A 21,397-nucleotide genomic window follows, 5' to 3' on the forward strand; every position below is an offset into this window, starting at 1 on the left:
CTACGCTTCCAAGGCCCGGCCCAAAGCCCTGCACCGGACACCGGTGCAGGGCTTTTTTGTTAATGCTGGGTTAACTTAGCGAGCTAACGATACGAGTCATTTGCTTCACCAAAGGCCCGGTGCAGACGTACGCCGTCGGCACAAGAGAGCCGCATTAGCCTGAGTCGATCTGCACGAACCACCGCCGTGCCTGCGGCGGCAGATTGCTCGACCCCATAACCTCCATGAATATGCGGGCGTGCCCATGATTACCCTGAAACTCAACGGTCAAGACCATCAACTCGATGTCGGCGAAGACATGCCGCTGCTGTGGGCGATCCGTGACGTCGCCGGCTACAACGGCACCAAGTTCGGCTGCGGCATGGGCCTGTGCGGTGCATGCACCATCCATATCGACGGTTCGCCGGCCCGCAGTTGCATCACGCCGATCGGTTCGGTGGCCGGGCAGGACGTGACCACCCTCGACAACCTGCATGCCGACCCGGTGGGCCGGATCGTCCAGCAGGCCTGGCTCGACACCGCCGTGGCCCAGTGCGGTTACTGCCAGGGCGGGCAGATCATGTCCGCCACCGCGTTGCTCAAGGTAAACCCGAACCCTAGCGACGAGCAGATCGAAGAGGCGATGGTCGGCAACATTTGCCGTTGCGGCACCTACAACCGGATCAAGACCGCCATCCGCCAGGCGTCCACCCACCTGAAGGAGGCCAAGGCATGAGCCGTCTACCCAACGATTTCGCCCTGAGCAACCTCAGCCGCCGGGGCTTTCTCAAAGGCGTCGGCGCGACCGGCGCCCTGGTGCTGGCGGCGAGCTGGGGCTGGCAGGACGCTTTGGCCGAGGACAAGCCCAAGCAGTTCGGCGCCGACGGCATGCCCAACGGCTGGGTGGACGACCCGAAGGTCTACGTCAGCATCGCCGCCGACGGCACGGTGACGGTGGTGTGCAACCGTTCGGAAATGGGCCAGGGCGTGCGCACCAGCCTGTCCCTGGTGGTCGCCGACGAACTGGAAGCCGACTGGGCCCATGTGAAAGTGCAGCAGGCGCCCGGTGACGAGGTGCGTTTCGGCAACCAGGACACCGACGGTTCGCGCAGCATGCGCCACTGGTACGAGCCGATGCGCCGTTGCGGCGCCGCCGCCCGCACCATGCTCGAACAGGCGGCCGCCGCCCAGTGGAAGGTGCCTGTGAGCGAATGCCATGCGCAACTGCACAAGGTCATTCACAAACCGTCCGGGCGCGAGCTGGGCTATGGCGAACTCGCTGCCGCCGCCAGTGCGTTGGCGGTGCCGGCCCGTGACGGCCTGCGACTCAAGCAGCCGTCGGAGTTCCGCTACATCGGCAAGGAAGGCACCAAGGCCATCGACGGCGCCGACATCGTCAACGGACGTGCCGTGTACGGGGCCGACGTGCATTTCGACGGCATGCTGTTCGCCGTCATCGCCCGGCCGGCAGTGTATGGCGGCACGGTCCGCTCGGTGGACGACAGCGCCGCACTGAAAGTGCCGGGGGTGCTCAAGGTCATCCGGATCGACGGCCGTCCGCTGCCTTCGGAGTTCCAGCCGCTGGGCGGCGTGGCGGTGGTGGCCAGCAACACGTGGGCGGCGCTCAAGGGCCGCGAAGCCCTGAAGATCGAGTGGGACGACGGGCCCAACGCCAGCTACGACTCGGTGGCCTACCGCAAGACGCTGGAAGCCGCTTCGCTGAAGCCGGGCAAAGTGGTGCGCAACACCGGCGACGTCGACAAGGCCATCGCCGCAGCCGCCGGCACCCTGGACGCCTCCTATTACCTGCCGCACCTGGCGCAGGCGCCGATGGAGCCGATGGTCGCCGTCGCCCGCTACGAGGACGGCACCTGCGAAGCCTGGGCGCCAAGCCAGGCGCCCCAGGTCACCCGCGAGCGGATCGCCGAGCGTCTGGGCCTGCCGTTCGACAACGTCACCTTCAACGTCACCCTGCTGGGCGGCGGCTTCGGCCGCAAGTCCAAGCCGGACTTCGTGATCGAAGCCGCGATCCTGGCCAAGGAATTCCCCGGCAAGGCGGTGCGGGTGCAGTGGACGCGGGAAGACGACATCCACCATTCGTATTTCCACACCGTCTCCGCCGAGTACCTCAAGGCCGGCGTGGGCAAGGACGGCCTGCCGTCCGCCTGGCTGCATCGCACGGTGGCGCCGAGCATCAGCGCGCTGTTCGCGCCGGGCATGAACCACGAGGCGGCGTTCGAGCTGGGCATGGGCTTCACCAACATGGCGTACGCGATCCCCAACGTTCGCCTGGAGAACCCCGAAGCCGCCGTGCACACCCGGGTGGGCTGGTACCGCTCGGTGTCCAACATTCCCCATGGCTTCGCGATCCAGAGCTTCGTCGATGAGCTGGCGCACAGGGCCGGTGAGGATCCGCTCAAGTACCAGATCCGGCTGCTCGGCCCGGATCGGCAGATCGACCCGCGCACCCTGAGCGAAGAGTGGAACTACGGCGAATCCCCGGAGCGCTATCCGATCGACACCGGGCGCATGCGCACCGTGCTGGAGACAGCAGCCAAGGCCGCCGGCTGGGGCCGCAAGCTGCCGAAAGGGCGCGGGCTGGGGTTGGCGGTGCATTACAGCTTCGTCACCTACGTGGCGGCGGTGATCGAAGTCGAGGTCAAGGACGACGGCACGCTGATCGTGCACAAGGCCGACATCGCCGTGGACTGCGGGCCGCAGATCAACCCCGAGCGCATCCGTTCGCAGTTCGAGGGCGCCTGTGTGATGGGGCTGGGCAATGCCGTGTGGGGCGAAATCAGCTTCAAGGACGGCAAGGTGCAGCAGGACAACTTCCATATGTATGAAGTGGCGCGCATGTCCCTGGCGCCGAAGGAGGTCGCGGTGCACCTGGTCACGCCGCCGGGCGACGTGCCGCTGGGCGGCGTCGGCGAACCGGGCGTGCCGCCGATTGCGCCGGCGCTGTGCAACGCGATCTTCGCTGCCACCGGCCAGCGGATCCGCAGCCTGCCGGTGCGCTACCAGTTGCAGGGCTGGCAAAAGGCGCAGGCGTGATGGACAGCGTCGATCTCAACGTCCTGCGCAGCGTGCTCCAGTGGCGCCGCGCCGGGCAGCGGGTGGTGCTGTTCAGCGTGGTGCAGACCTGGGGCACCGCGCCCCGGGCGCCTGGCGCGATGCTGGCGCTGCGTGAGGATGGCGTGGTGATCGGTTCGGTGTCCGGCGGTTGTGTCGAGGACGATCTGATCGCCCGTCTGCACGACGGCCGGATCCCTGCCGACGGGCCGCCGGTGCAGTTGATCACCTATGGCGTGACCCAGGAGGAGGCGGCGCGCTTCGGCCTGCCTTGCGGCGGTACCTTGCGCCTGACCGAGGAGCGGGTCGGTGATCCGGCCTGGGTCGCCGAGCTGATCGCCCGTTGCGATGACCACGAAATCGTCGCCCGGACGCTGAATGTCGAGACGGGTGAGGTGACGTTGCAGGCGGCCGGCAAGCAGGATTCGCTGACCTTCGACGGCCGGATCCTGCGCGCCATCTACGGCCCGCGCTGGCGGCTGTTGTTGATCGGCGCCGGGCAACTGTCGCGTTATGTGGCCGAGATGGCACGGCTGCTGGATTTCGAGGTGCTGATCTGCGATCCACGCACGGAGTTCGTGCAGGATTGGGAAGCGCTGCACGGGCGGTTCGTCCCCGGCATGCCGGACGACGCCGTGCTGAGCATCCAGGCCGACGAACGCACGGCGATTGTGGCGCTGACCCACGACCCGCGCCTCGATGATATGGCGTTGCTCACGGCGCTCGACTCCAGGGCGTTTTACGTCGGCGCCCTCGGCTCGCGGGTCAACAGCCGCAAGCGGCGCGACAACCTGGCTGAGCTAGGCTTGTCGGAACAGGCCATCGCCCGCTTGCACGGGCCGATCGGCCTGCCCATCGGCAGCCATTCCCCGGCGGAGATCGCCTTGTCGTTGCTGGCGGAAATCGTGGCGTTGAAAAACGGTGCCGGGCAGAAACAGAAAGAGGCAATGGAGAGCGTATGAGTCGATCCATCGGCGTGATTGTGCTCGCGGCAGGCGAGGGCAGACGGTTTCGCGAAGTGGCGGGGGCCGACAAGGACAAGCTGCTGGCCGATTGCACCGGGCGTGACGGCGCGGTGCGCTCGGTGATCGAACAGGTGCTGGTGAATCTGCCGGCTGAACTCGACAGGCGCGTGCTGGTGACCACCGAAGCGCGCCCGCAGGCCATGCGCATGGCGCAGGCGTATGGTTGTGACATCGTCTCGATCGAGTCCACCGGAATGGGCGACAGTATTGCGGCGGGGGTTGCGGCATGTCCTGATCTGGACGGCTGGCTGATTGTGCTGGGCGACATGCCGTTCATCCTGCCGTCCAGCATTGAGCAGGTGGTGGCTGCCGTCGCTGACGATGGCGTCAGTGTGCCGGTGTTCAACGGCGAGTTCGGGCATCCGGTCGGATTTGGCCACGCGTTCGGGCCGAAGTTGCAGGCGCTGTCCGGCGATCGGGGCGCCAGGCGGCTGTTTGAGCAAGGGCGGATGGTGGTGGAGGTGGCGGTGGATGATCCCGGGGTGTTATGGGACATCGATGTGCCGCAGGCGCTGCTTTTCACGCCATCCTGACGTGCCCCTGTAGGAGCGAGCAGGGGATTCACAGTTCGCGAAGGCAAAAAAAGCCCCGCCTGGATCACCAGGCGGGGCTTTTTAACGGCTGTCGGAATCAGACGAGCGGTTTGCTCTCGTGTTCTTTTTCCTCGGACCGTTCGTGCTGCTCGACCGCTTCCTGTACGGAGCGCGGCGCTTCGTCGATCACGGACTCAACCGGCGCAGTGGCTTCTTCGGCGACCGGGGCAGGGGCTGCCTCGACCACGGCTTCAGCGACCGGCTCCACGACGGCAACGGTTGCGGCAGCGGCGGCTGCAGCAGCGGCTTCCGCTTCACGCTTGCGGCGACGCACTTCACGTGGGTCGTTCGGTGCGCGGCCGCTCGGGCTCAGGGCGCTGGCCGGAGCCGCTTCTGCCGCTGGTGCAGCTTCGGCGACGGCTGGCGCTTCTTCGACGGCTGGAGCCGGCTCGACAGCCGCTTCCTCTACCTTGGCTTCTTCAACCGGCGCTGCCTCAACGGCAGGCGCAGGCGTTTCGGCGACGGCAGGTTCGGCAGCAGGCTCGGCGGCCCAGTTGAATGCGGTCTGCTCTTCGCGGACTTCACGCACGGTTTCGGTCACGGTTTCAGCGACGGTTTCGACAACCGACTCTTCGACAACGACCGGTGCCTCGGCGACGGCTGGTTCGGCGACCGCTTCAGCCTGAGGCTGTTCTTCGCGGGCCGGAGCCACTTCGACTTCCGGTGCGGCAATCGCTTCCACCGGCGAGGTCGCTTCGACGACCGGCGCTTCCGCTGGTGCAGCGTCCTGGACGGCGGCGGTGGCGCGTTCGGCCTGTTCGTTGGCCTCGGCTTCGGCCGGTGCGCTGATCACGGTGCCGGCGACGGCAGCGGTGACCGCCAGGCCGGCGGCCAGGTCGGCAGCGGCTGGCGTCGGTACGTTTTCGCCGGATTCGGACTCGTCCGAACCTTCGATCACGTTGCCGTTGGCATCACGCTGACGCTCGCGACGGTTGCTGCGACGGCGCTGGCCACGGGAACGGCGGCGTGGGCGGTCGCCTTCGGCGCTTTCCGAACCGTCTTCCGGCAGTTGCTCTTCGCCGACGACCGGTTGTGCGTTCAGTTCCTCTTCCGCCACGGCGGCAGCGGCCTGCTCGGCACGCGGTTGACGCTCTTCACGCGGAGGACGCGGCGCACGCTCTTCGCGTGGCTGACGCGCCGGACGCTCTTCAGCGGCGGCGGCCGGTGCGGCATCCAGAGGCTCGCGCAGTTCGCGCACGCGCTCTTCACGCTCGCCGCGTGGCTTGCGGTCTTCGCGCGGTGCGCGTGGCGCACGTTCTTCACGCGGGGCACGCGGTGCGCGCTCTTCGCGGGCAGCCGGCGCATCGTCACGGGCTTCGCGAGGCTCACGCAGTTCACGTGGCTCACGGGCTTCGCGTGGCTGACGCTCTTCACGAGGCTCGCGCGGTGCACGTTCTTCACGCGGCGCACGCTCTTCGCGCGGCTTGCGGTCTTCGTCGCGGCGACCGTTACGGTTGCGGCTCTGTTGCCGGCCGTTGCGGCGTTCTTCGTTGCGGGCCGGGCGTTCGGTGGCCGGTTTTTCGACCGCGACCGGAGCGGCAGGCTCTTCCTTGCTGGCGAACAGGCTGACCAGGGATTTCACCAGGCCCTTGAACAGGCTTGGCTCAGGCGCAGCGACAGGGGCCGGGGCCACAGGGGCCGGGGCGACGGCTTCGGTCGGAACCGGAGCGTTGGCGCGGGCCGGAGCGGTCTTGACGGCCGCTTCCTGACGTACCAGGGTGCGGGTCGCGGCGGTCGGCTGGGCTTCTTCGGCTTCGGCGGCGGCAGCGGCGATCTCGTAGCTGGACTGGTTGTTCGCCGCTTCCGGGTTGTCGTCGCGCAGGCGCTGAACTTCGAAATGCGGGGTTTCGAGGTGGTCGTTCGGCAGGATGACGATGCGGGCGCGGGTGCGCAGTTCGATCTTGGTGATCGAGTTGCGTTTTTCGTTGAGCAGGAACGCGGCCACCGGGATCGGCACCTGGGCGCGGACTTCGGCGGTGCGGTCTTTCAGGGCTTCTTCTTCGATCAGGCGCAGGATCGCCAGGGACAGCGACTCGACGTCACGGATGATGCCGGTGCCGCTGCAGCGCGGGCAGACGATGCCGCTGCTTTCGCCCAGGGACGGACGCAGGCGCTGACGGGACATCTCCAGCAGGCCGAAGCGCGAGATGCGGCCGATCTGCACGCGGGCGCGGTCGGCTTCCAGGCATTCGCGGACTTTCTCTTCCACGGCGCGCTGGTTCTTGGCCGGGGTCATGTCGATGAAGTCGATGACGATCAGGCCGCCGATGTCGCGCAGGCGCAACTGACGGGCGATCTCTTCGGCGGCTTCAAGGTTGGTCTGCAGGGCGGTCTCTTCGATGTCGCTGCCTTTGGTGGCGCGCGCCGAGTTGATGTCGATGGACACCAGGGCTTCGGTCGGGTCGATGACGATGGAGCCGCCGGACGGCAGTTCGACGACGCGCTGGAAGGCGGTCTCGATCTGGCTTTCGATCTGGAAACGGTTGAACAGCGGCACGCTGTCTTCGTACAGCTTGATCTTGCTGGCGTACTGCGGCATCACCTGGCGGATGAAGGTCAGGGCTTCGTCCTGGGCTTCGACGCTGTCGATCAGCACTTCGCCGATGTCCTGGCGCAGGTAGTCGCGGATGGCGCGGATGATGACGTTGCTTTCCTGGTAGATCAGGAACGGCGCGGAACGGTCAAGCGAGGCTTCCTTGATGGCGGTCCACAGCTGCAGCAGGTAGTCGAGGTCCCACTGCATCTCTTCGCTGCTGCGGCCAAGGCCTGCGGTGCGCACGATCAGACCCATGTCGGCCGGAGCCACCAGGCCGTTCAGCGCTTCGCGCAGTTCGTTGCGCTCTTCGCCTTCGATGCGGCGGGAGATGCCGCCGGCACGCGGGTTGTTCGGCATCAGGACGAGGTAACGGCCGGCCAGGCTGATGAAGGTGGTCAGGGCGGCGCCCTTGTTGCCACGCTCTTCTTTCTCGACCTGGACGATGACTTCCTGGCCTTCGCTCAGGACGTCCTTGATGTTGACGCGGCCTTCGGGAGCTTTCTTGAAGTATTCGCGGGAGATTTCTTTAAGGGGCAGGAAGCCGTGGCGCTCGGAGCCGAAATCGACGAAGGCGGCCTCGAGGCTAGGTTCGATGCGAGTGATGCGGCCCTTGTAGATGTTGGCCTTCTTCTGCTCGCGGGCACCGGACTCGATGTCCAGGTCGTAGAGGCGCTGGCCGTCTACCAGGGCAACACGCAACTCTTCGGGTTGAGTTGCGTTAATCAGCATTCTTTTCATGTAGTACCGTCGGTTTCCGGGCTGCCGGAAACGGCGTTCGGCACACACGACTTCTCACGGTCGGTGTCAGGTGCGTCGGGAGTGGCTGGCCATTCCCGTGTCCAGCGATGTCCGGCCTGTGGCGCGGGTATCGCGACGTACGCGTCCTGCTTGCTGTGGCTACTTAAGCACTCAGTCAGGAGGAGGAATCAACCGGCGGCTGCGGACGGGATGAAGCGTCTTGATAAAGCCTGTCGCTACGCAGTCCAGCGGTTGTGCATCTCCACCCTACACGTATCCCTGATAATTCGGGTGCTGCCGCGCGCAGAATCCGCAGCGGGTTGGCATTTACCGTGAGCTCCGGTTTGGGGAGGTCACGCATCATGGCTTTTCAGGCGATGTTTCCGACGCCTTCGCTCGGGGTCATCCGCAGACGACTGCACTTTGTGAACTGGCCGTGAATATGGCGCGCCTGGCGAGTGGAAACTCTGCCTGGCGGCGTGAATCAGGCCTCATGTCACCTGCGCTCGTTGCATCTGCAAACTCCACCGTTACGTAGCGAAAGCCCCGTAGGACGGCCTTGCGTCCTGGTGAATTGCGTTGGTCAGGGCCGGTCTTTGACCGTGGTTCCGCTGTCCAGGCCGCTTTTGGCGGCGTTCGCGACTATAGCAGCAATGATTAAGTGCTTCAATTCCATAAAAATTGTTATCATCCGCGCCATGACGACTACGACCCCTCCGACTTCCGGCGTTCAAATGCTTGAGGTCTCGCCGGAATATGCCGGCCAACGAATCGACAATTTCCTTCTCGCCCGCCTCAAGGGTGTGCCCAAGACATTGATTTACCGCATTTTGCGCAAGGGCGAAGTGCGCGTGAACAAGGGCCGGATCAAGCCTGAGTACAAGCTGCAGGCCGGCGATGTCGTGCGCGTGCCGCCGGTTCGCGTGCCTGAGCGCGACGAGCCGGTGCCGGTCGCCCAGGGCCTGCTGCAGCGCCTGGAAGAGTCGATCGTCTACGAAGACAAGGCCCTGATCGTGATCAACAAGCCTGCCGGCATTGCGGTCCACGGCGGCAGCGGGCTGAACTTCGGCGTGATCGAGGCCTTTCGTCAGTTGCGTCCGGATGCCAAGGAGCTGGAGCTGGTGCACCGCCTCGACCGCGACACCTCCGGCCTGCTGATGATCGCCAAGAAGCGCAGCATGCTGCGCCACTTGCACGAGCAATTGCGCGGCGACGGCGTCGACAAACGGTACATGGCGCTGGTACGCGGCCATTGGGCCACATCGATCAAGCAGGTGCGGGCGCCGTTGCTCAAGAGCAACCTGCGTTCCGGTGAGCGCATGGTCGAGGTCAACGACGAGGGCAAGGAAGCGTTGACCGTGTTCAAGGTGCTGCGTCGCTTCGGCGAGTTCGCGACCATGGTCGAGGCCAAGCCGGTGACCGGGCGTACCCACCAGATCCGCGTGCACACCCTGCATGCCGGGCATTGCATCGCCGGTGACAGCAAGTACGGCGATGACGATTTCACCAAGGAAATCCGCGAGCTGGGCGGCAAGCGTCTGTTTCTGCATGCGTACATGCTGACGGTGCCGCTGCCCGACGGCGGTGAACTGAAATTGCAGGCCCCGGTGGACGACATGTGGGCCAAGACCGTGGAGCGACTCAGTGCGGCACCCTGACTACGAGCTGCTGATCTTCGATTGGGACGGCACGCTGGCCGATTCCATCGGTCGGATCGTCGAGGCGATGCACGTCGCCTCCGAGCGTTCCGGCTTTGAATTGCGCGATGATTCTGCCGTCAAGGGCATCATCGGGCTGGGGTTGCCCGAGGCGATCCGCACGCTGTACCCGGAGATCGGCGATGATGAACTGATCGCCTTCCGCGGGCACTACGCCGATCACTACATCGCTGCCGAAGCCGTGCCTTCGCCGCTGTTCGAGGGCGTGGCGGAATCGCTGGAATCGTTCCGCGCCGACGGCTACCGCCTGGCGGTGGCGACCGGCAAGGCCCGGCGCGGTCTGGATCGGGTGCTGAGGGCGCACGGCTGGGAAGATTATTTCGATATCACCCGCGCCGCCGACGAGACCGCGAGCAAGCCGCACCCGCTGATGCTTGAGCAGATCCTCGCCCATTGCGGCGTGGAGCCTGCGCAGGCGCTGATGGTCGGGGACTCTTCCTTCGACCTGCAGATGGCGCGCAACGCCGGCATGGGGTCGGTGGCGGTCAGTTACGGCGCTCAGCCGATCGAGGCGTTGCAGGTGTTCGAGCCGCGCCTGGCGATCGATCGCTTTTCCCAATTGCATGCCTGGCTGGGGCAGCAGGCCTAATACGTTTTCGCTGGGGTGGATGGCATGACCGACGAATGGAAAGCACCGGCCAAGGCAAGTGCCGACGACGGTGACGCAAAGAGCTGGAAGCTGCTGGAGAAGACCCTCCTGGCCAGCGTGCAGGAACAACGCCGCTCGCGGCGCTGGGGGATCTTCTTCAAGCTGCTGACGTTCGTGTACTTGTTCGTTGCGTTGATCCTGTTCACGCCGCTGATGGACATTGAAAAGAACGCCACCCGCGGCTCGAACTACACGGCGTTGATCGACATCAACGGCATGATCGCCGACAAGGAGCCGGCCAGCGCCGACAACATCGTCGGCAGCCTGAGGGCGGCGTTCGAGGACAAGACGGTCAAGGGCGTGATCCTGCGGATCAACAGTCCTGGCGGCAGTCCGGTGCAGTCCGGGTACGTGTACGACGAGATCAAGCGCCTGCGCGGCCTCAATCCGGACACCAAGCTGTATGCGGTGATTTCCGATCTCGGGGCGTCCGGTGCCTACTACATCGCCAGTGCGGCGGACCAGATCTATGCCGACAAGGCCAGTCTGGTGGGCTCCATCGGCGTGACGGCGGCGGGTTACGGCTTCGTCGGCACCATGGAGAAGCTGGGGGTCGAGCGTCGCACCTACACTTCTGGTGAGCACAAGTCATTCCTGGATCCGTTCCAGCCGCAGAAGCCTGAAGAGACCGCGTTCTGGCAAGGAGTGCTGGACACGACGCATCAGCAGTTCATCAACAGCGTCAAGAAGGGGCGTGGCGACCGGCTCAAGGACAAGGAGCACCCTGAGCTCTTTTCCGGCCTGGTCTGGTCCGGCGAGCAGGCCTTGCCGCTGGGGTTGATCGACGGGCTGGGCAACGCCAGTTCGGTGGCCCGTGACGTGATCGGCGAAAAGGAGTTGGTGGACTTCACGGTGCAGGAATCGCCGTTCGACCGTTTCTCCAAGAAGCTCGGCGCCAGCGTGGCCGAGCAGTTGGCGATGTGGATGGGCTTTCACGGTCCGTCGCTGCGCTGAGCGCTCGCTGACAACGGAAACCGGCCTTGAGGGCCGGTTTTTTGTGGTCAAGGGATTTGCACGCCCTCGGCCAGCAGCATGTCGGTCAGGCGGATCAGCGGCAGGCCGACCAGGCTGGTGGCGTCCGGGCCTTCGGTGCGCTGGAACAGGCTCACGCCCAGGCCTTCGGCCTTGAAGCTGCCGGCGCAGTCGTACGGCTGCTCGGCGCGCAGGTAGCGTTCGATGCGGGCTTCGTCCAGGGTGCGCATGTGCACGGTGAAAGGGATGCAGTCGATCTGGCAGTGGCCTGTGCGGCTGTTGAGCAGGGCCAGGCCGGTGAGGAAGGTGACGCCGGCGCCGCTGGCGGCCAGCAGTTGTTCGCGGGCCTTTTCGAAGGTGTGCGGCTTGCCGATGATGCGCTCGCCGAGCACGGCGACTTGGTCGGAACCGATGATCAGGTGGTCGGGGTGGCTGCCGGCAAGGGCGCGGGCCTTCTGTTCGGCGAGGCGTTTGACCAGCTCGGTGGCGGACTCGCCCGGGCGGTGGCTTTCGTCGATGTCCGGCGAGCGGCAGGTGAACGGCAGGCGCAGGCGGCTGAGCAATTCCCGGCGGTACGTCGAGCTTGAAGCGAGTAATAAAGGCAGCATTCGCGTCTCCTGAGGCAGGGGCGGGATTCTAGCGGAGGCAGGCAACTGACGGACAGGGCGGAATTTCCTTTGACATGGGCGGGGGCATCCCTATAATGCTGCGCCTATGTTGAATGACCCGATTCCACCTCACGTTGACCCGCGCAAATTGGCTGATCGTGGCGCCACCCTTCAAGGTGAGCTGCTGCTGGCCGATTTGGAGAGACTCTGCGACCCGCTTTCCGACGATGTCGGTACGGTGCAGGCCAAATTCGTTTTTGAACGAGATGAACGTAATGCCGTGGTGATCCACAGCGTTATCGACACTGAAGTCAAAATGGTTTGCCAGCGTTGTCTTGAGCTGGTCACCCTGCCGATCCACAGCGAATGCAGTTACGCGGTGGTGAAGGAGGGTGCGAATACCCAGTCGTTACCGAAAGGTTATGACGTGCTGGAACTGGGCGAAGATCCTTTGGATCTGCAGTCACTGATCGAGGAAGAGCTTCTGCTCGCCTTGCCCATTGTGCCTGCTCATCATCCGGAAGAATGCCAGCAGCCGGCGGGCGCAGATGAGCCCGAGCCGAGCGAGGACGAGGTAACGCGGTCCAACCCGTTCAGTGTATTGGCGCAGTTAAAGCGTGACCCAAACGTTTAGGAGTTAATCAATTATGGCTGTTCAGCAGAACAAAAAATCCCGCTCTGCCCGTGACATGCGCCGTTCGCACGACGCTCTCGAGGCGAACGCTCTGTCCGTGGAAAAAACCACCGGTGAAGTACACCTGCGTCACCACGTATCGCCAGAAGGCGTATACCGTGGCCGTAAAGTGATCGACAAGGGCGCCGACGAGTAATCACTTGTCCGCTCAAGTCATCGCGATTGACGCAATGGGCGGGGACTTCGGTCCCCGCAGCATTGTTCAGGCCAGCCTCGCTTGCCTCTCCGCCACACCCTCGCTGCACCTGACCCTCGTCGGTCAACCCTCCCTGCTTGAAGAACTGCTCAGCGGCCAGTCGGCTGCGGATCGCTCGCGCCTGACGATCATGCCGGCGTCCGAAGTCGTCACCATGGACGAAAAACCCGCCCAGGCCCTGCGCGGCAAACCGGACTCGTCGATGCGCGTCGCCCTTGAGCTGCTGCGCGACGGCAAGGCCCAGGCCTGCGTCAGCGCCGGCAACACCGGCGCGCTGATGGCGCTCTCCCGCTTCGTGCTCAAGACCTTGCCCGGCATTGACCGTCCGGCGATGGTCGCGGCCATCCCGACCCAGACAGGCTATTGCCAGCTGCTCGACCTGGGCGCCAACGTCGACTGCAGCGCCGAGCATCTGCTGCAGTTCGCGGTGATGGGCTCGGTGGCGGCGCAGACCCTGGGCATCGCCCGTCCGCGGGTGGCGTTGCTGAACATCGGCACTGAAGACATCAAGGGCAACCAGCAGGTCAAGCTGGCGGCCACGCTGCTGCAGGCGGCCCGGGGCATCCATTACATCGGGTTCGTCGAGGGGGACGGGCTGTACCGGGGCGAGGCGGATGTTGTGGTGTGCGACGGCTTCGTCGGCAACATCCTGCTCAAGTCCAGCGAAGGCCTGGCGGCGATGATCGCGGCGCGGATCGAGGCGCTGTTCAGGAAAAACCTGGCGTCCCGTGCGGTCGGCGCGCTGGCGTTGCCGTTGATGAAGCGTTTGCAGGCCGATCTGGCGCCGGCACGGCACAACGGCGCGAGTTTCCTCGGGTTGCAGGGCATTGTGGTGAAAAGTCACGGTTCGGCAGGGGTGCAGGGCTTTCAGAGCGCCATTCAGCGTGCCCTGATCGAAATTCAGGAGAACCTGCCCGAGCGTCTTCACGGTCGTCTGGGTGATTTGTTGTCTTAGGCGTTTTCGTCGGACAATGCTTAAATGTGACCGCCCGGTTCAAAGGGCCATCCAACTGTCAGTTTCTTGCGTCCCCCGGCGGGGCGCCAATTCTTCGACGACAAGATCATTAGGGGCTTGTTACATGTCTGCTTCCCTCGCATTCGTCTTTCCAGGACAGGGTTCGCAGTCCCTCGGCATGCTGGCCGAGCTGGGCGCGGAACATCCGTTGATCCTCGAAACCTTCAAAGAGGCCTCCGACGCCTTGGGCTACGACCTCTGGGCATTGACCCAGCAGGGCCCGGAAGAGCTGCTCAACCAGACCGACAAAACCCAACCCGCCATCCTGACCGCCTCCATCGCCCTGTGGCGCCTGTGGCTGGCTGAAGGCGGCGCGCGTCCGGCGTTCGTCGCCGGCCACAGCCTGGGCGAGTACAGCGCGCTGGTCGCTGCCGGCAGCCTGAGCCTGGCCGATGCGGTCAAGCTCGTCGAGCGCCGCGGCCAACTGATGCAGGAAGCGGTTCCGGCCGGCCAGGGCGGCATGGCCGCCATCCTCGGCCTGGAAGACGCCGACGTGCGGGCTGCCTGCGCCGAAGCGGCACAGGGCGAAGTGGTCAGCGCAGTCAACTTCAACTCGCCGGGCCAGGTGGTGATCGCCGGCGCCAAGGCAGCCGTCGACCGCGCCATCGAGCTCTGCAAGGCCAAGGGCGCCAAGCGTGCCATGCCGCTGCCGGTCAGCGTGCCGTCGCACTGCGAGCTGATGCGTCCGGCCGCCGAGCGCTTCGCCGAAGCCGTCGCCGCCATCGATTGGCAGGCGCCGCAGATCCCGGTGGTGCAGAACGTCAGCGCGCAGGTGCCGGCGGATCTGGACACCCTCAAGCGCGATCTGCTGGAGCAGTTGTACAAGCCGGTGCGTTGGGTCGAGTCCGTGCAGACCCTGGCCGCTCATGGCGCCACCAGCCTGGTCGAATGCGGTCCGGGCAAAGTCCTGGCCGGTCTGAACAAGCGCTGCGCCGAAGGCGTATCGACCTCCAACCTCAACACCCCAGACGCTTTCGCTGCCGCCCGCGCAGCGCTGGCCTGAATCAGGAGAAGCTTGCATGAGTCTGCAAGGTAAAGTTGCACTGGTCACCGGCGCCAGCCGTGGCATCGGCCAGGCCATCGCCCTGGAACTGGGTCGTCAAGGCGCCATCGTCGTCGGCACCGCGACCTCCGCCTCGGGCGCCGAGCGCATCGCCGCCACCCTGAAGGAACACGGCATCCAGGGCACCGGCCTGGAACTCAACGTCACCAGCGACGAATCGGTCAGCGCGGTGCTGGCAAGCATCCAGGAGCAGTTCGGTGCGCCGGCGATCCTGGTCAACAATGCCGGCATCACCCGTGACAACCTGATGATGCGCATGAAAGACGACGAATGGTACGACGTGATCGATACCAACCTGAACAGTCTGTATCGCCTGTCCAAGGGCGTTCTGCGCGGCATGACCAAGGCGCGTTGGGGGCGGATCATCAGTATCGGCTCGGTGGTGGGTGCCATGGGCAACGCCGGGCAAGTAAACTATGCGGCCGCCAAGGCCGGTCTGGAAGGTTTCAGCCGTGCGATGGCTCGTGAAGTCGGTTCGCGTTCGATTACGGTCAACTCGGTGACCCCAGGGTTCATCGATACCGATATGACCCGCGAGCTGCCGGAAGCGCAGCGTGAAGCCTTGCAGACGCAAATTCCGCTGGGTCGTCTGGGGCAGGCTCAAGAGATCGCATCCGTGGTCGCTTTCCTTGCCTCCGACGGCGCGGCATACGTGACCGGGGCTACAATCCCGGTGAACGGCGGGATGTACATGTAAGACAAATGTGACGGATTGCTTCAAAAAAATGTCATACGAGCTGTCTAAAATCCGTTATAAAGCTGCAATCTATTTTATAGGCAGGGGGCCGCAGGGTTCGAGGAGTGAAGCTTTCAGTTGAAAAGCTGAAAAGCCTTTCTATACACTTACCCACTGGCCAGCTGCCTGAATTTGTCCATTAGGAGTGAAAACAAGGTATGAGCACCATCGAAGAGCGCGTCAAGAAAATCGTTGCCGAGCAACTGGGTGTTAAAGAAGAAGAAGTGAAGAACGAATCTTCCTTCGTTGACGACCTGGGTGCCGACTCCCTTGACACCGTTGAGCTGGTGATGGCTCTGGAAGAGGAATTCGAGACCGAAATCCCTGACGAAGAAGCCGAGAAGATCACTACCGTACAAGCTGCAATCGATTACGTTAACGCTCATCAGGCGTAATAGTTTGTAATCGTTGTTCGCTGTCATGGAAAAACCGCACTGCCATCATGGCGTGCGGTTTTTTCTTTAGGTCTGATGCAAATCGTCATTTGAAAAAGGAGAGTGCTGTGTCGCGTAGACGCGTCGTAGTCACCGGTATGGGTATGTTGTCGCCACTGGGCACGGACGTGCCGAGCAGTTGGCAGGGCATTCTGGCTGGCCGCAGTGGCATTGGTCTGATCGAACACACCGACCTTTCTGCCTATTCCACCCGTTTCGGCGGCTCGGTAAAGGGCTTCAATGTCGAGGAATACCTGTCGGTCAAGGAAGCGCGCAAGCTCGACCTGTTCATTCAGTACGGTCTCGCGGCGGGCTTTCAGGCCGTGCGCAACGCCGGCCTGGAAGTCACCGACGCCAACCGCGAACGCATCGGCGTGGCCATGGGTTCGGGCATCGGCGGACTGACCAACATCGAAGAGACCAGCCGCACGTTGCATGAGACCGGCCCACGCCGGATTTCCCCGTTCTTCGTGCCGGGCTCGATCATCAACATGATTTCCGGTTTCCTGTCGATCCACCTGGGTGCACAGGGCCCCAACTACGCCATCGCGACGGCCTGCACCACCGGCACGCACTGCATCGGCATGGCCGCCCGCAACATCATGTACGGCGAAGCCGACGTGATGATCGCCGGCGGTGCCGAAATGGCCGCCTGCGGCTTGGGCATGGGCGGATTCGGTGCCTCCCGTGCGCTGTCGACCCGCAATGACGAGCCGACCCGCGCCAGCCGTCCATGGGACAAGGGCCGTGACGGTTTCGTGCTGTCCGACGGCGCCGGCGCCCTGGTGCTTGAGGAGCTGGAGCACGCCAAGGCCCGCGGCGCGACCATCTACGCCGAGCTGATCGGCTTCGGCACCAGCGGCGACGCCTACCACATGACGTCGCCGCCCGCCGACGGCGCCGGTGCCGCGCGCTGCATCACCAATGCGCTGCGCGACGCGAAGATCAACGCCGACCAGGTGCAGTACATCAACGCCCACGGCACCTCGACCCCGGCCGGCGACCTCGCCGAAGCCCAGGCGATCAAGACCGTGTTCGGCGACCATGCCTACCGGCTGGCGGTCAGTTCGACCAAGTCCATGACCGGCCACCTGCTGGGTGCGGCGGGCGCGGTCGAGGCGATCTTCAGCGTGCTGGCGATCAACAGCCAGGTGGCGCCGCCGACGATCAACCTGGATGAGCCGGACGATGGCTGCGACCTCGATTTCGTGCCGCACACCGCGCGCAACATGGACATCGACGTCGTGCTGTCCAACTCCTTCGGGTTCGGCGGCACCAACGGCACGTTGGCGTTCCGTCGGTTCGCCGGCTGATGGACTGCTGGGTCGACGGTCAACCGGCTGACGCACTGTCGCTGAAAGATCGCGGCCTGGCCTACGGCGACGGTCTTTTCGAGACCATCGCCGTGCGGGGCGGGCAACCGTTGCTGCTGGACCGGCATCTGGCGCGTCTGGCCGAAGGCTGTTCGCGCCTGGCCATCGCGGCCGATCCCGAGCGGATCCGCGATGAGCTGTCGAGCTATGCGCTTGCGATGGGGGAGGGTGTGCTCAAGCTCATCCTCACCCGGGGCGACGGCCAGCGCGGTTACGCGCCCGACACGACGGCGCCGGGGCGGCGCATTCTGCAGGCCAGCCCTGCGCCGTCCTATCCCGCCGCCCACGGTGAGCAGGGCATCCGCCTGTTTCCGTGCAGCACGCGCCTTTCCCACCAGCCGCTCCTCGCCGGGCTCAAGCACCTCAACCGACTCGAACAGGTCATCGCCCGCAGCGAATGGCAGGACAGCGAGCACGCCGAAGGCTTGATGCTCGACCAGGCCGGCCGGGTGATCGAGGGTGTGTTCAGCAACCTGTTCCTGGTGCGCGACGGCGTCCTGGTCACGGCGGACCTGAAGCGCTGCGGGGTGGCCGGCGTGATGCGCGCCGAGCTGCTGTCACAGGCCCGTGCCCTCGGAATTGCCACCCAAATCACCGACATCGGCCTCGAACAGCTGCAATGGGCCGATGAAGTGTTTGTCTGCAACAGCGTCTATGGCGTCTGGCCGGTACGTGCCTGCGCTGCACTGAGCTGGCCGGTTGGTCCGCTCACCCGTAAACTGCAAACCATTGCCCGCGCGCTACTGGATGCCTGATTCGTGAGACGTAAACTTTTGCTGCTGCTGGAGACCGGACTGGTTCTGGCAGGGCTGCTGATGGGCGCCAGCGCCTGGAAGATCCATTCGGCGCTGGAACAGCCGCTGAACATCACGCAGGAAGAACTGCTGAATGTTCCCAAGGGGTCGACCCCCACCCGCACGTTCCTCGGGCTCGAAGCGGACGGCGTCATCAAGGACGCTTTCTGGCTGCGGGTCTATTGGCGATTCAACCTGGCCGGAACCCCGATTCACAGCGGTGAATACCGCATGCAGCCGGGCATGACCGTCAACGGGCTGATCGAGTTGTGGAAGCGGGGCGATGTGGTTCAGTACAGCCTGACCCTGGTCGAAGGCTGGAACTTCCATCAGGTGCGCGCCGCCTTGGCCAAGGACGAGAAGCTCGAACAGACCCTCAACGGCCTCAGCGACAGCCAGGTGATGGAGAAGATCGGCCATCGCGGCTTGTTCCCGGAAGGCCGTTTCTTCCCGGACACCTACCGTTTCGTGCGTGGCATGAGCGACACCGAACTGCTCAAGAAGGCCTTCGACCGCCTGGACGAAGTGTTGGCCAAGGAGTGGGAGAACCGCTCGGCCGATGCACCTTACACCGAGCCTTACCAGGCGCTGATCATGGCTTCGCTGGTGGAGAAGGAAACCGGCGTGCCTCAGGAGCGCGGCCAGATCGCGGGCGTGTTCGTGCGGCGCATGGCGCTCGGGATGCAGCTGCAGACCGACCCGACCGTGATCTACGGGCTGGGCGACCGCTACACCGGCAAACTGACCCGGGCCCATCTCAAGGAAGCCACGCCGTACAACACCTATGTGATTCCAGGATTGCCGCCGACGCCGATCGCCATGGTCGGACGCGAGGCGATCCATGCCGCCCTCAACCCGGTGGAAGGCAACAGCCTGTATTTTGTCGCCCGGGGCGACGGCAGCCATGTGTTCTCCGACGATCTGGAGGCGCACAACAACGCGGTGCGCGAGTTTCAGCTCAAGCGCCGTGCCGATTACCGCTCCAGCCCTGCGCCGGCCGGCCAGGCACCGACGCAGGAGACCGCACCGGCAGGCGATGACGTGATCCCCGCCGCCGCGCCCGATGCTGCGCCGGAATCGTTGCCGCCGGTTCCGCCGCAGGAGCCGGCGCCGGCCCCTGAGGCGACCGCTCCGCAAACGACGCAATGAATTTGATGAAGGACTGTCCGTGACTGGCTTGTTTATCACCCTGGAAGGCCCGGAAGGCGCCGGCAAAAGCACCAACCGCGAATACCTCGCCGAGCGGCTGCGCGCCGCCGGCATCGAAGTGGTGCTGACCCGCGAGCCCGGCGGTACGCCGCTGGCCGAACGCATCCGCGAGGTGCTGTTGGCCCCGGCCGACGAAGTCATGAACTCCGACGCCGAACTGCTGCTGGTGTTCGCCGCCCGTGCCCAGCACCTGGCCGAAGTGATCCGTCCGGCGCTGGCCCGGGGAGCGGTGGTGCTGTGCGACCGCTTCACCGATTCGACCTATGCGTACCAGGGCGGCGGCCGTGGTTTGTCGCTGGAGCGCATCGCCGCGCTGGAAAGCTTTGTCCAGGGCGATCTGCGTCCGGACTTCACGTTGGTTTTCGATTTGCCGGTGGACGTCGGTCTGGCCCGGGCCGCTGCCCGTGGCCGGTTGGATCGGTTCGAGCTGGAAGGTCAGGCGTTTTTCGAAGCGGTGCGCGGCGCGTTCCTCAAGCGGGCCGAGGCTGACCCAAAGCGCTATGTGCTGATCGATGCCGCGCAGCCCTTGGCGCAGGTTCAGCAATCCCTCGACGCCTTGCTGCCGCGTCTCCTGGAGCGCAGCCGTGGCTGAAGCCTACCCCTGGCAGGACAGCCTTTGGCAGCAACTGGCCGGACGCAGCCAGCACGCCCACGCCTACTTGCTGCACGGGCCTGCCGGCATCGGCAAGCGGGCGTTGGCCGAACGGCTGATGGCCAGCCTGTTGTGCCAGCGCCCGACACCGGACGCCTGCGGCGAATGCAAATCCTGCCTGCTGCTCAAGGCCGGCAGCCATCCGGACAACTACATCCTGGAGCCGGAGGAGGCCGACAAGGCGATCAAGGTCGACCAGGTGCGCGATCTGGTGAGCTTTGTGGTGCAGACCGCGCAACTGGGCGGGCGCAAGGTGGTGCTGATCGAGCCGGTGGAGTCGATGAACATCAACGCCGCCAACGCCTTGCTCAAGAGCCTTGAAGAGCCTTCCGGCGATACCGTACTGCTGTTGGTCAGCCATCAGCCGAGCCGCCTGCTGCCGACGATCAAGAGCCGCTGCGTGCAGCAGGCCTGTCCGCTGCCGGGCGAGGCGATGAGCCTGAATTGGCTGGCCGGCGCCTTGCCGGAATGTTCCGAAGACGAGCGTGTCGAACTGTTGACCCTGGCCGCCGGTTCGCCGCTGGCAGCGGTCACCCTGCACAATCAGGGCGTGCGCGAGCAGCGGGCGCAGGTGGTCGACGGGGTGAAGAAGCTGCTCAAGCAACAGCAATCGCCGATGCAGCTGGCCGAGGAATGGAAGAATATTCCGATGCTGCGCCTGTTCGACTGGTTTTGCGATTGGTCGAACCTGATCCTGCGCTATCAGTTGACCCAGGATGAAACCGGCCTGGGTCTGAGCGACATGCAGAAGGTCGTGCAGTACCTGGCGCAGAAAAGCGCCCAGGGCAAAGTGCTCGACATTCAGGACTGGATCCTGGCCCAGCGCCAGAAGGTGCTGAGCAAGGCCAACCTCAATCCGGCGCTGTTGCTGGAGTCGCTGCTGGTGCAGTGGGCGGGCTTGCCTGCCCAGCGCTGACGCTTGCGAGAGCGCCGCAAAAGCGGCGGTGTGTGCCTAGACTCTGAAGATCAGCAGTGGAGGTCAACATGAATGAACCTGTCAGCCCCGGGCCGCGCAACGGCATCCTTTCCCTGACCATCAAGGACAAGTCGGTGCTGTATGCCGCCTACATGCCGTTCATCAAGAACGGCGGCCTGTTCATCCCGACCAACAAAAGCTATCGGTTGGGCGATGAGGTGTTCATGCTGCTGCACCTGATGGACGAGGCGGAAAAGATACCGGTCGCCGGCAAAGTGGCCTGGATCACCCCCAAAGGGGCGCAAGGCAACCGCGCGGCGGGCGTCGGCGTGCAGTTCAACGATGGCGACAACACCGCCCGCAGTCGCATCGAAACCCATCTGGCCGGAGCCCTGAAGTCCGACCGTCCCACTCATACGATGTAA

21 protein-coding genes are annotated in these 21,397 nt (G+C 64.7%); 19 read left to right on the forward strand and 2 right to left on the reverse strand.

All coding sequences use genetic code 11. The features are described from left to right. The first annotated feature begins 244 nt into the window (after nt 1-244). From CAG41_RS05930 to CAG41_RS05945, 4 genes are read left to right on the forward strand one after another with little or no spacing between them, the layout of a single operon-like run. Nucleotides 245-715 (forward strand): (2Fe-2S)-binding protein, encoded by a 471-nt coding sequence (locus CAG41_RS05930; protein ID WP_085578132.1) that lies wholly within the window; start codon nt 245-247, stop codon nt 713-715. After that, nucleotides 712-3,033: a xanthine dehydrogenase family protein molybdopterin-binding subunit gene (locus CAG41_RS05935; protein ID WP_085706781.1), complete on the forward strand. Its 2,322-nt coding sequence runs from the start codon at nt 712-714 to the stop codon at nt 3,031-3,033. Before CAG41_RS05930 ends, CAG41_RS05935 begins: the two co-directional genes overlap by 4 nt. After that, nucleotides 3,033-4,013 (forward strand): XdhC family protein, encoded by a 981-nt coding sequence (locus CAG41_RS05940; protein ID WP_085706782.1) that lies wholly within the window; start codon nt 3,033-3,035, stop codon nt 4,011-4,013. The genes CAG41_RS05935 and CAG41_RS05940 overlap by 1 nt, the downstream gene beginning before the upstream one ends. Next, nucleotides 4,010-4,609 (forward strand): nucleotidyltransferase family protein, encoded by a 600-nt coding sequence (locus CAG41_RS05945; protein WP_085578129.1) that lies wholly within the window; start codon nt 4,010-4,012, stop codon nt 4,607-4,609. The genes CAG41_RS05940 and CAG41_RS05945 overlap by 4 nt, the downstream gene beginning before the upstream one ends. A gap of 97 nt (nt 4,610-4,706) precedes the next feature. Here CAG41_RS05945 and rne read toward each other — a convergent pair whose 3' ends face one another. Further along, entirely contained in the window at nt 4,707-7,943 is a 3,237-nt protein-coding gene (gene rne / locus CAG41_RS05950; RefSeq protein ID WP_085706783.1) for a ribonuclease E, read from the reverse strand. Between the two features lie 698 nt (nt 7,944-8,641). Between rne and rluC the strand changes: the two genes are divergently transcribed. The 3 genes from rluC to CAG41_RS05970 are packed head-to-tail and all read left to right on the forward strand — an operon-like array spanning nt 8,642 to nt 11,264. Then, nucleotides 8,642-9,601: a 23S rRNA pseudouridine(955/2504/2580) synthase RluC gene (rluC, locus tag CAG41_RS05960; protein ID WP_085629685.1), complete on the forward strand. Its 960-nt coding sequence runs from the start codon at nt 8,642-8,644 to the stop codon at nt 9,599-9,601. After that, nucleotides 9,588-10,250 carry an HAD-IA family hydrolase gene (locus CAG41_RS05965; protein ID WP_085578126.1) on the forward strand — a complete coding sequence of 221 codons (663 nt, stop codon included), beginning with the start codon at nt 9,588-9,590 and terminating at the stop codon, nt 10,248-10,250. Before rluC ends, CAG41_RS05965 begins: the two co-directional genes overlap by 14 nt. 24 nt (nt 10,251-10,274) lie before the next feature. Then, entirely contained in the window at nt 10,275-11,264 is a 990-nt protein-coding gene (locus tag CAG41_RS05970; protein ID WP_085706784.1) for a S49 family peptidase, read from the forward strand. A 47-nt stretch (nt 11,265-11,311) separates the two neighbouring features. On the opposite strand, the gene CAG41_RS05975 is transcribed toward CAG41_RS05970, so the two are convergent. Beyond that, complete coding sequence (locus CAG41_RS05975) at nt 11,312-11,890, reverse strand: nucleoside triphosphate pyrophosphatase (protein WP_085629687.1); 579 nt, start codon at nt 11,888-11,890, stop codon at nt 11,312-11,314. A gap of 106 nt (nt 11,891-11,996) precedes the next feature. Here CAG41_RS05975 and CAG41_RS05980 point away from each other — a divergent pair, with 106 nt between their 5' ends. From CAG41_RS05980 to CAG41_RS06035, 12 genes are all read left to right on the forward strand, one after another. Continuing rightward, nucleotides 11,997-12,524, forward strand: a complete 528-nt coding sequence (locus CAG41_RS05980) for a YceD family protein (protein ID WP_085578123.1) — start codon at nt 11,997-11,999, stop codon at nt 12,522-12,524. 13 nt (nt 12,525-12,537) lie between these two features. Next, nucleotides 12,538-12,720 carry a 50S ribosomal protein L32 gene (rpmF, locus tag CAG41_RS05985; RefSeq protein ID WP_009406838.1) on the forward strand — a complete coding sequence of 61 codons (183 nt, stop codon included), beginning with the start codon at nt 12,538-12,540 and terminating at the stop codon, nt 12,718-12,720. A 4-nt stretch (nt 12,721-12,724) separates the two neighbouring features. Continuing rightward, entirely contained in the window at nt 12,725-13,735 is a 1,011-nt protein-coding gene (plsX, locus tag CAG41_RS05990; protein WP_085636725.1) for a phosphate acyltransferase PlsX, read from the forward strand. A 124-nt stretch (nt 13,736-13,859) separates the two neighbouring features. Then, nucleotides 13,860-14,798 (forward strand): ACP S-malonyltransferase, encoded by a 939-nt coding sequence (gene fabD / locus CAG41_RS05995; RefSeq protein ID WP_085578121.1) that lies wholly within the window; start codon nt 13,860-13,862, stop codon nt 14,796-14,798. Between the two features lie 16 nt (nt 14,799-14,814). Then, nucleotides 14,815-15,555 carry a 3-oxoacyl-ACP reductase FabG gene (gene fabG / locus CAG41_RS06000; RefSeq protein WP_085578120.1) on the forward strand — a complete coding sequence of 247 codons (741 nt, stop codon included), beginning with the start codon at nt 14,815-14,817 and terminating at the stop codon, nt 15,553-15,555. Nucleotides 15,556-15,752: 197 nt separating this feature from the next. Continuing rightward, nucleotides 15,753-15,989, forward strand: coding sequence for an acyl carrier protein (gene acpP / locus CAG41_RS06005; protein WP_085578119.1), 237 nt, complete (start codon nt 15,753-15,755; stop codon nt 15,987-15,989). A gap of 107 nt (nt 15,990-16,096) precedes the next feature. Beyond that, nucleotides 16,097-17,341, forward strand: coding sequence for a beta-ketoacyl-ACP synthase II (gene fabF, locus CAG41_RS06010; RefSeq protein WP_085578118.1), 1,245 nt, complete (start codon nt 16,097-16,099; stop codon nt 17,339-17,341). After that, the gene (gene pabC, locus CAG41_RS06015) at nt 17,341-18,156 is read left to right on the forward strand and encodes an aminodeoxychorismate lyase (RefSeq protein WP_085656042.1); all 816 of its coding nucleotides are present in this window, start codon (nt 17,341-17,343) and stop codon (nt 18,154-18,156) included. The genes fabF and pabC overlap by 1 nt, the downstream gene beginning before the upstream one ends. 3 nt (nt 18,157-18,159) lie before the next feature. Then, nucleotides 18,160-19,344, forward strand: a complete 1,185-nt coding sequence (mltG, locus tag CAG41_RS06020) for an endolytic transglycosylase MltG (RefSeq protein WP_085578116.1) — start codon at nt 18,160-18,162, stop codon at nt 19,342-19,344. 19 nt (nt 19,345-19,363) lie between these two features. After that, nucleotides 19,364-19,996, forward strand: a complete 633-nt coding sequence (gene tmk / locus CAG41_RS06025) for a dTMP kinase (RefSeq protein ID WP_085578115.1) — start codon at nt 19,364-19,366, stop codon at nt 19,994-19,996. Further along, nucleotides 19,989-20,972 carry a DNA polymerase III subunit delta' gene (locus CAG41_RS06030; protein ID WP_085578114.1) on the forward strand — a complete coding sequence of 328 codons (984 nt, stop codon included), beginning with the start codon at nt 19,989-19,991 and terminating at the stop codon, nt 20,970-20,972. The genes tmk and CAG41_RS06030 overlap by 8 nt, the downstream gene beginning before the upstream one ends. A gap of 68 nt (nt 20,973-21,040) precedes the next feature. After that, nucleotides 21,041-21,397: a PilZ domain-containing protein gene (locus tag CAG41_RS06035; RefSeq protein WP_085578113.1), complete on the forward strand. Its 357-nt coding sequence runs from the start codon at nt 21,041-21,043 to the stop codon at nt 21,395-21,397.

The organism is Pseudomonas sp. B35(2017), assembly GCF_002113645.1.
In the GTDB taxonomy this organism is placed as follows: Bacteria; Pseudomonadota; Gammaproteobacteria; order Pseudomonadales; family Pseudomonadaceae; genus Aquipseudomonas; species Aquipseudomonas ekonensis.

What these genes read in the sequence shown, in the direction of transcription:
- CAG41_RS05930 (WP_085578132.1), top strand. Translation starts at nt 245, where the DNA reads ATGATTACCCTGAAACTCAACGGTCAAGACCATCAACTCGATGTCGGC.
- CAG41_RS05935 (WP_085706781.1), top strand. Translation starts at nt 712, where the DNA reads ATGAGCCGTCTACCCAACGATTTCGCCCTGAGCAACCTCAGCCGCCGG.
- CAG41_RS05940 (WP_085706782.1), top strand. Translation starts at nt 3,033, where the DNA reads ATGGACAGCGTCGATCTCAACGTCCTGCGCAGCGTGCTCCAGTGGCGC.
- CAG41_RS05945 (WP_085578129.1), top strand. Translation starts at nt 4,010, where the DNA reads ATGAGTCGATCCATCGGCGTGATTGTGCTCGCGGCAGGCGAGGGCAGA.
- rne (WP_085706783.1), bottom strand. Translation starts at nt 7,943, where the DNA reads ATGAAAAGAATGCTGATTAACGCAACTCAACCCGAAGAGTTGCGTGTT.
- rluC (WP_085629685.1), top strand. Translation starts at nt 8,642, where the DNA reads ATGACGACTACGACCCCTCCGACTTCCGGCGTTCAAATGCTTGAGGTC.
- CAG41_RS05970 (WP_085706784.1), top strand. Translation starts at nt 10,275, where the DNA reads ATGACCGACGAATGGAAAGCACCGGCCAAGGCAAGTGCCGACGACGGT.
- CAG41_RS05975 (WP_085629687.1), bottom strand. Translation starts at nt 11,890, where the DNA reads ATGCTGCCTTTATTACTCGCTTCAAGCTCGACGTACCGCCGGGAATTG.
- CAG41_RS05980 (WP_085578123.1), top strand. Translation starts at nt 11,997, where the DNA reads ATGTTGAATGACCCGATTCCACCTCACGTTGACCCGCGCAAATTGGCT.
- rpmF (WP_009406838.1), top strand. Translation starts at nt 12,538, where the DNA reads ATGGCTGTTCAGCAGAACAAAAAATCCCGCTCTGCCCGTGACATGCGC.
- fabD (WP_085578121.1), top strand. Translation starts at nt 13,860, where the DNA reads ATGTCTGCTTCCCTCGCATTCGTCTTTCCAGGACAGGGTTCGCAGTCC.
- fabG (WP_085578120.1), top strand. Translation starts at nt 14,815, where the DNA reads ATGAGTCTGCAAGGTAAAGTTGCACTGGTCACCGGCGCCAGCCGTGGC.
- acpP (WP_085578119.1), top strand. Translation starts at nt 15,753, where the DNA reads ATGAGCACCATCGAAGAGCGCGTCAAGAAAATCGTTGCCGAGCAACTG.
- pabC (WP_085656042.1), top strand. Translation starts at nt 17,341, where the DNA reads ATGGACTGCTGGGTCGACGGTCAACCGGCTGACGCACTGTCGCTGAAA.
- CAG41_RS06035 (WP_085578113.1), top strand. Translation starts at nt 21,041, where the DNA reads ATGAATGAACCTGTCAGCCCCGGGCCGCGCAACGGCATCCTTTCCCTG.